Raw genomic sequence first — 12,297 nt, 5'->3', positions numbered from 1 at the left:
GCAGGTCGACGGCGAGCGTCTCGTCACCGCCGTCGGCCGCTTCGAAGACGGCGCGCAGCCGTGCCCGTACGGACCGGAAGCGGGTCACATCGGGGCCGCCGCCTCTGTGCCGTTCCGCCGTCGCCCTCGGGGCTCAGCTGAAGGAGTCGCCGCAGGCGCAGGAGCCTGTGGCGTTGGGGTTGTCGATCGTGAAGCCCTGCTTCTCGATGGTGTCGACGAAGTCGATGGAGGCACCGCCCAGGTAGGGAGCGCTCATCCGGTCGGTGACGACCTTGACGCCGTCGAAGTCCTTCACGACGTCGCCGTCGAGCGAACGCTCGTCGAAGAAGAGCTGGTAGCGCAGGCCCGAGCAGCCGCCGGGCTGGACGGCGACGCGCAGCGCCAGGTCGTCACGGCCTTCCTGCTCCAGCAGGCCCTTGACCTTGGCTGCGGCGGCGTCGGACAGGAGGATGCCGTCGCTCACGGTGGTGGTCTCGTCCGATACGGACATCTGCTTCTCTCCCGGGTTGTACGGAGACTGCTTGCCGACGTTGCAACCGTCGGGACCGCGGATTCATTCCGGGCCGAGCGCTTGCCTGTTCCATTCATGCTCGCACACCGGCCGCCTCCGGGGATGCGTCACATCGACACTATGACCATCGTCAAAGTGACGTGAACCGGATATGATAGATAACGTCAATTAGACGAAAAGGCTCAAAGAAAGGGTACGTGACGTGACCACGGCCCACCCCGTCCAGGATCTCGACGTCCAGCCGACGCCCCTCGCCCTGCTCCTGCTCGGCCGGGAGGCCGACCCGAAGAGCGAGCGCGGCGTCGAGTGCCCCGGCGACCTGCCCTCCCCGTCCGACCCGGACCTGGTGGAGCGCGCCCGCGCGGCGAAGGAGAAGCTCGGGGACAAGGTGTTCGTCCTCGGCCACCACTACCAGCGCGACGAGGTCATCCAGTTCGCGGACGTCACCGGCGACTCGTTCAAGCTCGCCCGGGACGCGGCGGCGCGCCCGGAGGCCGAGTACATCGTCTTCTGCGGCGTGCACTTCATGGCGGAGTCCGCCGACATCCTGACCACCGAGGACCAGAAGGTCGTGCTGCCGGACCTGGCGGCGGGCTGCTCCATGGCCGACATGGCCACCGCCGAGCAGGTCGCCGAGTGCTGGGACGTGCTGACCGAGGCCGGGGTCGCCGAACAGGTCGTCCCCGTCTCGTACATGAACTCATCCGCCGACATCAAGGCGTTCACCGGGCGGCACGGCGGCACGATCTGCACCTCCTCCAACGCGAAGCGGGCGCTGGAATGGGCCTTCGAGCAGGGTGAGCCCTCGGCAGTCAAGGTGCTCTTCCTGCCCGACCAGCACCTGGGCCGGAACACCGCGGTCCGGGACATGGGGATGACGCTCGCGGACTGTGTCCTCTACAACCCGCACAAGCCGAACGGCGGTCTGACCGCCGAGGAGCTGCGCGACGCCAAGATGATCCTGTGGCGCGGGCACTGCTCGGTGCACGGGCGCTTCTCGGTCGACTCCGTCAACGATGTGCGCGAGCGGATACCGGGTGTCAATGTGCTGGTGCACCCGGAGTGCAAGCACGAGGTCGTGGCGGCGGCGGACTACGTCGGCTCGACGGAGTACATCATCAAGGCCCTGGAGGCGGCCCCGGCCGGCTCCAAGTGGGCGATCGGCACCGAGCTGAACCTCGTGCGACGCCTGGCGAACCGCTTCGCCGCCGAGGACAAGGAGATCGTCTTCCTCGACAAGACGGTGTGCTTCTGCTCGACGATGAACCGCATCGACCTGCCACACCTGGTGTGGACGCTGGAGTCGCTGGCCGAGGGGAACCTGGTCAACCGGATCGAGGTCGACCCGGAGACGGAGAAGTACGCGAAGCTGGCGCTGGAGCGGATGCTGGCCCTGCCGTAGGGGCGTCGAGCGAGGCCCGGTCGGTGCTGCAGCGCCGGGCGCGGCCGTGGCGTCCTGTCGCGCGCACGGGCCCGGAGCGCCCGGATCGGCCACAGACGCGGGAAGGCCCCGGCACCGTTCCCACGGTGCCGGGGCCTTCGCATTCCCCGCGCGTTACGCCTTCGCGGGCTCGGGCTCCTCGGAGGCAGTGATCTCCTCCGCCTCCGCCGAGACGGACAGGCCCTCCTTCTTCGCCCGCTTCGCCGCCTTCTTCTTCGCGCGGCGCTCCTTGCGGAGCTCCACCATCGCGTAGAGCGTCGGCACCAGCAGCAGGGTCAGCAGGGTCGAGGTGACCAGGCCGCCGATCACCACGACCGCGAGCGGCTGCGAGATGAAGCCGCCCTCGCCGGTGACGCCGAGCGCCATCGGGAGCAGGGCGAAGATCGTCGCGAGTGCCGTCATCAGGATCGGGCGGAGCCGGTGACGGCCGCCCTCGATGACCGCCTCGACGACGCCCATGCCCTGCGTCCGGTACTGGTTGATCAGGTCGATCAGCACGATCGCGTTGGTGACCACGATGCCGATCAGCATCAGCATGCCGATCATCGCCGGTACGCCCATCGGGGTGCCGGTGACCACGAGCAGGCCGATCGCTCCGGTCGCCGCGAACGGGATGGAGACCAGCAGGATCAGCGGCTGGGCCAGCGACCGGAAGGTCGCCACGAGCAGCATGAAGACGATCGCGATCGCGGCCAGCATGGCCAGGCCGAGCTTCAGGAACGCGTCGTTCTGGTCCTGGGAGACACCACCGATGGTGGCCGTGGCACCGTCCGGGAGCTTCAGGGCGTTGATCTTCGTCTGGAGCGAGGCACCGACCGCGCCGGTGTTGTCACCGATGGGCTTGGCGGTGATGGTCGCGGCGCGCTGGCCGTCGATCCGGGTCATCGAGACCGGTCCGGGGACCAGCTCGACATCGGCGATCTGGCCGAGCTTCACCGGACCGAGCGAGAGGTTCTTCAGCTCGGCCATCGTGGTGGCCGGGTGGGCGGACTTGATGACGACGTCACGCTCGGTGTCATCCATGATCGCCTTGCCGGCCGGGGTACCCCGCACCGCGCCGGCGACCGCCGCGCCGAGCGTGGTCTGGTCGAAACCGGCCTCCGCGGCCTTGGCGTTGGCCTTGACCGAGATCCGCGGGACGCTCTGCGCCAGGTCGCTCTGGACGTCGGTGACGTCCTTGAGCTTGGCCACCTCGGCCCGTACCTCTTCGGAGGCCTTCTTCAGGACGTCCGCGTCGGCGGCCTTCACCACGACGCTGAGGTCCTGGCTGCCGAAGCTGCCGCCCGCGGAGACGGTGGTGTCACCGATGCCGTCGAGCTTGCCGAGCTCTGCGTCCAGGCGCTTCTGCACGGCCTCGGAGTCGCCCGCGTCCTTCAGCGTGATCTGGTACGAGGCCTGGTTGGAGCCCGTACCGCCGCCGAAGGCCGCCATGAAGCCGGAGGAGCCGACGGTGACCTGGTAGTCCTTGACGCCCTTGTCGCCGGTGAGGACCTTCTCGACCTTCTTGGCCGCCGCGTCGGCCGCCGCCAGGCTGGTACCGGGGGCCAGCTCCTGCTTGATGGAGAGGACCTCCTGCTCGCCCTGGTCGAAGAAGTTGGTCTTCAGCAGCGGGGCCATGCCGAAGGTGCCGAACAGCACCACGATGGCGATGACGATGCTGGTGACACGGCGCCGGGTCGCGAAGCGCAGCACCGGGACGTACAGCCGCTGGAGCGGGCTGCGGGCTTCCTTCTCCTCGGCCTTGCGACGGGCCTCGTCCGGGTTCTCCGTGCTGCCCTCGGGGGCGCGCAGGAACCAGAACGACAGGACGGGGACGACGGTCAGCGAGACCAGCAGGGAGGCCAGCAGGGCCGCGGTGACGGTCAGCGAGAACGAGCCGAACAGTTCGCCGACCATGCCGCCGACGAGACCGATCGGCAGGAAGACGGCGACCGTGGTGAGGGTCGAGGAGGTGACCGCACCGGCCACTTCCTTCACCCCGGTGATGATCGCCGACTGGCGCTCCTCGCCGTAGCCGAGGTGCCGCTTGATGTTCTCCAGGACCACGATCGAGTCGTCGACGACACGGCCGATCGCGATGGTCAGCGCGCCGAGCGTGAGCATGTTGAGCGACAGGTCGCGGGTCCAGAGCACGATCAGCGCGAGAACCACGGAGAGCGGAATGGAGACCGCGGTGACCAGCGTCGAGCGCAGCGACGCGAGGAAGACCAGGATCACGATGACCGCGAAGAGCAGGCCGAGCGCGCCCTCGGTGGTCAGACCGGAGATCGCCTTGGAGACGGCGGGGCCCTGGTCGGAGACGACCGTCAGTTCGGCGCCGGCGCCGAGGTCCTTGCGGAGGTCGGGGAGCTTCTCCTTGACCGCGTCCGAGATGGCGACGGCGCTGCCGTCCTTGTCCATCGTGGCCATCACGGCGAGGCTCGGCTTGCCGTTGGTGCGGGTGATGGAGACCGCGCTGGACGGCTCCTGCTTCACCGTGGCGACGTCACCGACGCGAACCGGCTTGCCGGACCCGCCGGTCGCCGGGTCCTTGGCGGTGACCCGCAGGTCCTCGATCTGCTTCAGGGAGGTGAAGGCGCCGCCGACCTGGACGGTACGGCTCTTGCCCGACTCCGAGAAGGAGCCGGCGGGGACGGTCGCGCCGCCCGCCTGGAGCGCCTGGGCGAGCGTCGCGGCGTTCAGACCGGCGGAGCTGAGCTTCTTGTCGTCGGGGGTGATGGAGACCTGGAGGTCCTGCACACCGTCGACGGAGACCTGGCCGACGCCGCTGATGTTCTCCAGGGCGGGAACGACCGTGCGGTCCAACTGGTCGGCGAGGGCCTGCTGGTCCTTGTCGGAGGTGACGGCGAGGACGACGGTCGGCATGTCGTCCGTCGAACCGGCGACGACCTGCGGGTCCACGGAGTCCGGAAGCTGGACGCGGGCGCGGTTCACCGCCTGCTGGATGTCGGCGACGAGCTGCTTGGTGCCCTCGCTGCCGAAGTCGAAGGTCGCCATGATGACGGCGTTGCCCTCGCTGGCGGTCGAGGTGGTGCCGGTGACACCGTCGACGGCCTTGATGGATTTCTCAAGCGGTTCGACGACCTGCTTCTCGACCACATCGGGGGACGCACCCTGGTAGGGGGCGAGCACCGACACCATCGGGAGTTCGATGGTGGGCAGCAGCTGCTGCTTGAGCTGCGGGATCGCGATCGCTCCGAATACGAGCGCGACGATCGAGATCAGTCCGATCAGGGCCCGTTGCGCGAGGCTGAATCTGGACAGCCAGGACATGGGTGGGTCTCTCTTCTGTGGCTTACGCGGCAGATGGGCGGGCGGCTGGGGGACAGACCCGACCCACCTACACGATCACCCGTCGACGGGTGCGAAAGCGTCGGTCCCAGGGTCGCTTTCTTATGCCGCGCATACCGCAGGTGGAGTACGCCGTATCTCCACCCTCACTCCACCCGAGGGCGCACCAGGCCCGATTCATAGGCAATTACCACCAATTGAGCCCGATCCCGGGCGCCCAGCTTCGCCATCGCCCTGTTCACATGGGTCTTCACGGTGAGGGGGCTGACCACGAGCCGCTCGGCGATCTCGTCGTTGGAGTGCCCGCCCGCGACCAGGACCAGTACTTCGCGTTCGCGGCCGGTCAGCGCGGCGAGCCGGTCGGAGTACTCCGCGGCGCTCGGTCCGTCGTCGTCCGAGCTGCCGCCCTGCGCGAGGAAGGTGGCGATCAGCCCCTTGGTCGCGGCGGGCGAGAGCAGCGCCTCGCCGCCCGCGGCGACACGGATGGCGTTGAGCAGTTCCTCCGGTTCCGCCCCTTTGCCGAGGAAGCCGGAGGCCCCGGCCCGCAGCGACTGCACCACGTACTCGTCCACCTCGAAGGTGGTGAGCATGACGACCCGTACGTCTGCCAGTTCCGGATCGGCGCTGATCATGCGGGTCGCGGCGAGTCCGTCCGTACCGGGCATCCGGATGTCCATCAGCACCACATCGGCCCGGGTCGAGCGGGCCAGCGCCACGGCCTGTGCGCCGTCCGCCGCCTCGCCGACCACCTCCATGTCGGCCTCCGAGTCGACCAGCACCCGGAACGCGCTGCGCAGCAGCGCCTGGTCGTCGACGAGCAGCACCTTGATGGGCGGCGTCATGTGTTCTCCCCCGTCCGGCCCGCCGCGCCCGGCTCATCCGGCTCTGCCGTGCGGGCCTTGACGGGCAGGATCGCATGGACCCGGAATCCACCGCCGTAGCGGGGCCCGGCGGTGAGGGAACCGCCGAGCGCGGTAACGCGTTCGCGCATGCCGAGGAGGCCATGACCGCCGCCGTCCCCGTTGTGTCCGCCCCCGCCCGAGCCGTTGTCGATCACAGTCACCTCGGCCGTGCCCCCGACCCGTACGACACTCACCTCGGCCCTCGCCCCGGGGCCCGCGTGCTTGCGCACATTGGTCAGCGCCTCCTGGATCACCCGGTACGCGGCCAGGTCGACGGCCGCGGGCAGCGGGGACCGCCGGTCGGTGCAGGCCACCTCGACCGGGAGCCCGGCCCGCCGGAGGGTGTCCACCAGTTCGTCGAGGACCGCGAGGCCCGGGGCCGGTTCGGTCGGCGCCTCCGGGTCGCCGGACTGCCGCAACAGCCCGACGGTGGCCCGCAGTTCGTTCAGCGCGGAGCGGCTCGCCTCCCGGACGTGAGCCAGCGCCTCCTTGGCCTGGTCGGGGCGCTTGTCCATGACGTGGGCGGCGACGCCGGCCTGGACGTTGACCAGGGCGATGTGGTGGGCGACGACATCGTGCAGATCGCGGGCGATCCGCAGCCGCTCCTCGGCGACCCGGCGCCGGGCCTCCTCGTCGCGGGTGCGCTCGGCCCGTTCGGCGCGCTCCCGGATCGCGTCGACGAAGGCCCGCCTGGAACGGACGGCGTCCCCCGCGGCCCCGGCCATACCGGTCCAGGCGAAGACGCCGAAGTTCTCCTGGCTGTACCAGGGCGGCGTACCGAAGAGCATCGCGGCGGCCGTCAGCACGGCCATCGTGAGCAGGCCCACCCGCCAGGTGGTGGGCCGGTCGGTGCGGGAGGCGACGGTGTACAGCGCGATCACGGTGCTCATCACCACCGGGGCCGGCGGGTCGAATCGCACCAGCTCGACGACGGTCAGCGCGGCGGTGGCCGCGAGCACCGGCATGGGGCTCCGCCGCCGCCAGATGAGCGCGACGGCACCGAGCACCATCAGGAGCACGCTGGTCGCTTCGGGCGTACGGGTACCGAAGGTGGGTCCGTCGGGTCCGTTCGGCTCGACGAACGATCCGATGATCATGGCCACGAGCACGGCCAGGGCGAGCGTCGCGTCCAGCGCGAGGGGATGGTCGCGCAGCCAGTGCCGGACGCGCTGAACCCCGGTTCCGAGGGTGGTCACGTCAAGCTACGTTACGGCGTGTCGCGCGGGAATCGTCCGGGTCGTACGGAGGCATCGGCACGGAGCACGCGGGTGGGCGGAGCACCTGGAGTGCGCGACACCCGGAATGCGCCGAACGTCCGGAGCGTGGTCCGGACGGCACGCCGACGCCGTGTGTCAGGAGCGCGATCCCGCCGGCACGCCGACGCCGCGTGCCAGAAGCGCGGTCCGGACGGTACGGCGGGCCGGGTCCACCGGACCGGACACAGCCGTGCCCCGTGTCCGGCGGACCGGACGCGGGGCACCGACTCGTGCGGGAGCTGGAGAACGCCCGGCGTCAGCCGGGGATCAGACCGTCGTCGCGGAGCATGGCGCGCACCTCTTCGAGGGTCGCGTCGGACGACGGCAGGATCAGCCCGGACGGCTCCAGGGAGTCGTCCGGCAAGGGTGTGCCGAGTTCGCGCACCCTGGCGAGGAGCGCGTGGAGGGTGGAACGAAAGCCTGGGCCGTCACCCCGCTCCACCTCGGCGAGCAGTTCGTCGTCGAGCTCATCGAGCTCGGCGAGATGGCTGTCGGCCAGTGCGACCTGGCCCTCCCCCATGATCCGTACGATCATGACGCCGCCTCAACTCTTGTCGAACCTGTGCGGGGACTGCGACGACTGCTGCTGCGCGGCATCCTGTGGGCCGCCCTCGATCGCCTGCTGCTGGGTGGAGCCGCCGGCCAGCTCGGCCTTCATGCGCTGCAGCTCCAGCTCCACATCCGTACCACCGGAGATCCGGTCCAGCTCGGCGGCGATGTCGTCCTTCGCCGTCCCGGTCGGGTCGTCCAGGGCTCCGGAGGCGAGCAGCTCGTCGATCGCGCCCGCCCGTGCCTGCAGCTGCTGGGTCTTGTCCTCGGCCCGCTGGATCGCCAGGCCGACATCGCCCATCTCCTCGGAGATCCCGGAGAAGGCCTCGCCGATCCGGGTCTGCGCCTGGGCAGCGGTGTAGGTGGCCTTGATGGTCTCCTTCTTGGTCCGGAAGGCATCGACCTTGGCCTGAAGCCGCTGGGCCGCGAGAGTGAGCTTCTCCTCCTCACCCTGCAGCGTGCTGTGCTGCGTCTCCAGGTCGGTGACCTGCTGCTGGAGTGCGGCGCGCCGGGACAGCGCCTCGCGGGCCAGGTCCTCGCGACCGAGCGCGAGCGCCTTGCGGCCCTGGTCCTCCAGCTTGGACGACTGACCCTGCAGCTGATTCAGCTGCAGCTCCAGCCGCTTGCGCGAAGTCGCCACATCGGCCACCCCGCGGCGCACCTTCTGAAGCAGCTCCAGCTGCTTCTGGTACGAGTAATCGAGGGTCTCGCGCGGATCCTCGGCCCGGTCAAGGGCCTTGTTTGCCTTCGCGCGGAAGATCATCCCCATACGCTTCATGACACCGCTCATGGGCTTCGCGCGCCCCCTTCTGACGGACTGAGCTCCAGCACTCCAACAGAACCCACAGTACGGGCCCTGTCTCTATTACCGCACTGTTGGAGCACAGATGTGCTCCTCCCCAAGGACGACTGCGCCTGGTCACCGCTCCGGCCCAGGGAGTAGGTGGTGGTCGGGGAAGCCGGTGTCGACGTCCGCGCGGAACCCTTGGGGACACCGGCGAGGACGCAGGCCGTTGCCGGATCGTTCCCGACCGGCCTGGGGTCCCGGCGATCGAACCCGTACCCTTGGGCCTTGTGTTCCGTAGCCGTTCGAAGGAAGAGAAGGCGCCCACCGGCAAGGTGACGGCAGACCTCTCCAAGCAGCCCCGCGACCCGCAGGCCCCCAAAGGTCGCCCCACCCCCAAGCGCAGCGATGCCCAGTCGCAGCGCCGTCGCGCCTCCAGTGGTGCGCCGCTCGACCGCAAGGAGGCCACGAAGCGGCAGCGCGAAGCGCGCCGTGTGGACCTGGCCAAGCAGCGTGAGGCGCTCGCCAGTGGCGACGAGCGCTATCTGCCGGTTCGCGACAAGGGCCCGGTGCGGCGCTTCGTCCGCGACTACGTGGACTCGCGTTTCTGCATCGCGGAGTTCTTCCTGCCGCTCGCCGTGATCATTCTGATCCTCAGCGTGATCCAGGTGCGGAACATCCAGAACATCTCCCTGCTGCTCTGGCTCATCGTGATCGTGCTGATCGTCGTCGACTCGATCGGTCTCGCGTTCCGCCTGAAGAAGCAGCTGAACGCGCGCTTCCCCAATACTCCGAAGCGCGGCGCGGTCGCCTACGGCCTGATGCGTACGCTTCAGATGCGTCGGCTCCGGCTGCCGAAGCCGCAGGTCAAGCGCGGAGAGCGACCCTGAGCACAGACATCTCCGGCTCGGTCGGCAGTCCTGTCGCCGACTCGCCGGACCGCGCCGCACCCGCCCTGGTCACCGGATTCTCGGGAGCTGCCCCGGTGTGGCTGAAGGGGCTCGGCGGACTGCGCAACACCGTCCGCCAGGAGCTCGTCGCGCGACAGCTCGACGAGCAGATAGCCGCCCGCTTCCCGGTGGGGCAGCGGCTGCGCGTCCTCGACGTCGGCATGGGCCAGGGCACCCAGGCGCTGCGCCTGGCCAGGGCCGGTCACACCGTCACGGGCCTGGAGTCCGAAGCGGAGATGCTGCGGGTGGCCCGTGAGGCGCTCGGCAGCGAACCCCCGGGCATCCGTGAGCGGGTCCGGCTGATCGAGGGCGACGGCCTGGACACCGGGGTGCATTTCCTGCCCGGCAGCTTCGACGTGGTGCTCTGCCACGGCGTGCTGATGTATGTCCGGGAGCCGGACGCGATGCTGGCCGGACTGGCGCGGATGCTGGCCCCCGGCGGACTGCTCTCGCTGCTCGTGCGGAACGCCGACGCGCTGGCGATGCGGCCCGGCAGCGCCGGGGACTGGGACACCGCACTGGCCGCCTTCGACACGGATACATACACCAACCGGCTGGGCCTCGCGGTCCGCGCCGACCGGTTGGACGCCCTGACGGCCACGCTCGCCGGGATCGCCGCGCCCCTGCACGCCTGGTACGGGGTGCGCGTCTTCACGGACGACGTCAGCAACGACGTGGAACTGCCGGCCGCCGCCGAACTGGAACGGGTGCTGGCCGCAGAGGACCGGGCCGGGCGGACGGAGCCGTACCGCCGGGTGGCCGCGCTGCTGCACCTGTGCGGGGTACGGGGCTGAGGGCTGTCCCGTAAACCCTGGTGGATCGGCGCGCAGCGTCGGATACGGTGCATCACAAGGCGGAGGGACGTCCGCATACGGGATGCATGCGGACGTTCCGACAACGCGGCGAGGCGCCGTAGCTGCCGTCGCGCGCCCGCCAGGGATTACGGGACAGCCCTTGGGGCCTCTCGTTCGGACCCCGCCGGGCCCGCCTGCCCCGGCGGGGTGCGCCCGGTCAGCCGCTCCCAAGAGGCCACCAAGAGGGCCAGAAGCGACAATCCGGACATGAACGCATTCCACTCCCGCAGCCGTGTACGTCGTCTGCTGCTGCCTCTGACCGCGGGTGTCTGTGCGCTCGCCCTGGTGAGCGGCTGCTCGGACGCGAGCTCCGATTCACCGAGCACCGATCCCACCAAGTCGGCCTCCGCCCCCCACGCCGCCAGTGATCTGCAGAGCGAGTACCAGGCCGTGATCAAGAATGTGCTGCCGTCGGTCGTGCAGATCGAAGCCGGCAACAGCCTGGGCTCCGGCGTCGTCTACGACTCCAAGGGCCACATCGTCACCAACGCCCATGTGGTCGGTAACGAGAGGACGTTCAAGGTCACCGTCGCCACCGGCGAGAAGGTGGAGGGCGCCACGCTGGTCGCCTCCTATCCGGAACAGGATCTGGCCGTCATCAAGCTGGACACCGTGCCGAAGGGGCTGAAGCCCGCGAAGTTCGGCGACTCGGACAAGGTCGAGGTGGGGCAGATCGTGCTGGCGATGGGCTCGCCGCTCGGGCTGTCCTCCAGCGTCACCCAGGGCATCGTCTCGGCGCTCGGCCGGACCGTCAGCGAAAGCCGCGCGGGCGGCGGCTCGGGCGCGACCATCGCGAACATGGTGCAGACCTCGGCGGCGATCAATCCGGGGAACAGCGGTGGCGCGCTGGTCAACCTCGACAGCGAGGTGATCGGCATCCCGACCCTGGCGGCGATCGACCCGCAGATGGGCGACACCGCGGCACCGGGAATCGGGTTCGCCATCCCCGTGTCGATGGTGAAGACGGTCGCCGACCAGATCATCAAGAGCGGCAGGGTCACCGACTCGGGCCGGGCGGCGCTGAACGTCGTCGGGCGCACGGTCGTCGACACGAACTACCAGCCGGCCGGAGTGGCACTGGTCAGCGTGACGAAGGGCGGCGCCGCGGACAAGGCGGGGCTTCGGGTCGGCGACATCATCACCAAGCTCGGTGATCTGCCGGTCACGACGATCACGTCGCTGTCGGAGGCGCTGGCCTCGGACAAGCCGGGCCAGAAGGTCACCGTGACGTATCTGCGCAACGGGGCGGAGAAGACCGCGCAGGTCGCTCTGGGCGAGATCTGACCTCAGTCCGCGGCCCGGACGCCCCCATGCCGCCGACCCGCGGCCGTACGGGCTCGGCGCCAAGCCCGAGCCCGTACGCCCGCCACACGTACGCCCGCCACACGTACGCCGACCGCACGCACGGCCGCCACGCGTCGGGGCGGGTCAGCCCTGGTCGGCCTGGAGGCTCATGGGGCCGTAGATCTTCGTCGTGTCCTCGAAGAGCGTCGCCTGGTCCGCCCCGCCGTCGAGGAGTTCCTTCCAGTACTCACCGATCCAGGACTCCGCGTCGCCCTGCGTCGTGAATTCCTCCGGCCGCAGGGCCGGCTCCGTCTCCGTACCGTCGGACTTCTCGAACCGCCACGTCCACGCCATGTCCGCCTCCTGGGTCACTTTGCTGCCCGCAGCCTAGTGCCTCCAACCAGTGACGGAACGGGGCGTGCACCGGTCCGGACACCCCCCAGGTCGCGCAGCCGTCGCACGGACGCGGGAGGAT

11 protein-coding genes and 1 pseudogene are annotated in these 12,297 nt (G+C 69.8%); 4 read left to right on the top strand and 8 right to left on the bottom strand.

Going from position 1 to position 12,297, the window contains the following annotated elements:
* Both ABZ826_RS16545 and ABZ826_RS16540 read right to left on the bottom strand, forming a co-directional pair.
* Positions 1–91: pseudogene (locus ABZ826_RS16545) on the bottom strand (zf-CGNR multi-domain protein); the annotation flags it as partial.
* A gap of 42 nt (positions 92–133) precedes the next feature.
* Positions 134–490: an iron-sulfur cluster assembly accessory protein gene (locus tag ABZ826_RS16540; protein WP_030933606.1), complete on the bottom strand. Its 357-nt coding sequence runs from the start codon at positions 488–490 to the stop codon at positions 134–136.
* 223 nt (positions 491–713) lie between these two features.
* Between ABZ826_RS16540 and nadA the strand changes: the two genes are divergently transcribed.
* The gene (nadA, locus tag ABZ826_RS16535) at positions 714–1,913 is read left to right on the top strand and encodes a quinolinate synthase NadA (protein WP_361447730.1); all 1,200 of its coding nucleotides are present in this window, start codon (positions 714–716) and stop codon (positions 1,911–1,913) included.
* Between the two features lie 153 nt (positions 1,914–2,066).
* On the opposite strand, the gene ABZ826_RS16530 is transcribed toward nadA, so the two are convergent.
* The 5 genes from ABZ826_RS16530 to ABZ826_RS16510 form a co-directional block, all read right to left on the bottom strand.
* The gene (locus tag ABZ826_RS16530; RefSeq protein ID WP_361447728.1) at positions 2,067–5,225 is read right to left on the bottom strand and encodes an efflux RND transporter permease subunit; all 3,159 of its coding nucleotides are present in this window, start codon (positions 5,223–5,225) and stop codon (positions 2,067–2,069) included.
* A 164-nt stretch (positions 5,226–5,389) separates the two neighbouring features.
* A complete protein-coding gene (locus tag ABZ826_RS16525; protein WP_361447726.1) occupies positions 5,390–6,085 on the bottom strand; it encodes a response regulator transcription factor in 696 nt (231 codons plus the stop codon).
* Positions 6,082–7,341 carry a histidine kinase gene (locus tag ABZ826_RS16520; RefSeq protein WP_361447724.1) on the bottom strand — a complete coding sequence of 420 codons (1,260 nt, stop codon included), beginning with the start codon at positions 7,339–7,341 and terminating at the stop codon, positions 6,082–6,084. The genes ABZ826_RS16525 and ABZ826_RS16520 overlap by 4 nt, the downstream gene beginning before the upstream one ends.
* A 316-nt stretch (positions 7,342–7,657) precedes the next feature.
* Complete coding sequence (locus ABZ826_RS16515) at positions 7,658–7,936, bottom strand: hypothetical protein (RefSeq protein ID WP_351083289.1); 279 nt, start codon at positions 7,934–7,936, stop codon at positions 7,658–7,660.
* A gap of 9 nt (positions 7,937–7,945) precedes the next feature.
* Entirely contained in the window at positions 7,946–8,728 is a 783-nt protein-coding gene (locus tag ABZ826_RS16510) for a PspA/IM30 family protein (RefSeq protein ID WP_114248945.1), read from the bottom strand.
* A 296-nt stretch (positions 8,729–9,024) separates the two neighbouring features.
* Here ABZ826_RS16510 and ABZ826_RS16505 point away from each other — a divergent pair, with 296 nt between their 5' ends.
* From ABZ826_RS16505 to ABZ826_RS16495, 3 genes are all read left to right on the top strand, one after another.
* On the top strand, positions 9,025–9,624 hold the full coding sequence (locus ABZ826_RS16505; RefSeq protein WP_361447721.1) for a DUF3043 domain-containing protein: 600 nt from the start codon (positions 9,025–9,027) through the stop codon (positions 9,622–9,624).
* A gap of 101 nt (positions 9,625–9,725) precedes the next feature.
* Positions 9,726–10,478, top strand: a complete 753-nt coding sequence (locus ABZ826_RS16500) for a methyltransferase domain-containing protein (protein WP_361447748.1) — start codon at positions 9,726–9,728, stop codon at positions 10,476–10,478.
* 267 nt (positions 10,479–10,745) lie between these two features.
* Positions 10,746–11,822, top strand: a complete 1,077-nt coding sequence (locus tag ABZ826_RS16495) for a trypsin-like peptidase domain-containing protein (protein ID WP_361447719.1) — start codon at positions 10,746–10,748, stop codon at positions 11,820–11,822.
* Between the two features lie 144 nt (positions 11,823–11,966).
* On the opposite strand, the gene ABZ826_RS16490 is transcribed toward ABZ826_RS16495, so the two are convergent.
* Positions 11,967–12,176, bottom strand: coding sequence for a hypothetical protein (locus ABZ826_RS16490; protein ID WP_361447717.1), 210 nt, complete (start codon positions 12,174–12,176; stop codon positions 11,967–11,969).
* Positions 12,177–12,297 lie beyond the last annotated feature (121 nt).

This window comes from Streptomyces sp. NPDC047515 (genome assembly GCF_040643055.1).
Lineage (GTDB): Bacteria > Actinomycetota > Actinomycetes > Streptomycetales > Streptomycetaceae > Streptomyces.
The sequence above is the reverse complement of the archived record's forward strand: the minus strand, read 5'-3'. Positions and strand labels throughout refer to the sequence as shown.

What these genes read in the sequence shown, in the direction of transcription:
- ABZ826_RS16540 (WP_030933606.1), bottom strand. Translation starts at nt 490, where the DNA reads ATGTCCGTATCGGACGAGACCACCACCGTGAGCGACGGCATCCTCCTG.
- ABZ826_RS16530 (WP_361447728.1), bottom strand. Translation starts at nt 5,225, where the DNA reads ATGTCCTGGCTGTCCAGATTCAGCCTCGCGCAACGGGCCCTGATCGGA.
- ABZ826_RS16525 (WP_361447726.1), bottom strand. Translation starts at nt 6,085, where the DNA reads ATGACGCCGCCCATCAAGGTGCTGCTCGTCGACGACCAGGCGCTGCTG.
- ABZ826_RS16515 (WP_351083289.1), bottom strand. Translation starts at nt 7,936, where the DNA reads ATGATCGTACGGATCATGGGGGAGGGCCAGGTCGCACTGGCCGACAGC.
- ABZ826_RS16510 (WP_114248945.1), bottom strand. Translation starts at nt 8,728, where the DNA reads ATGAAGCGTATGGGGATGATCTTCCGCGCGAAGGCAAACAAGGCCCTT.
- ABZ826_RS16495 (WP_361447719.1), top strand. Translation starts at nt 10,746, where the DNA reads ATGAACGCATTCCACTCCCGCAGCCGTGTACGTCGTCTGCTGCTGCCT.
- ABZ826_RS16490 (WP_361447717.1), bottom strand. Translation starts at nt 12,176, where the DNA reads ATGGCGTGGACGTGGCGGTTCGAGAAGTCCGACGGTACGGAGACGGAG.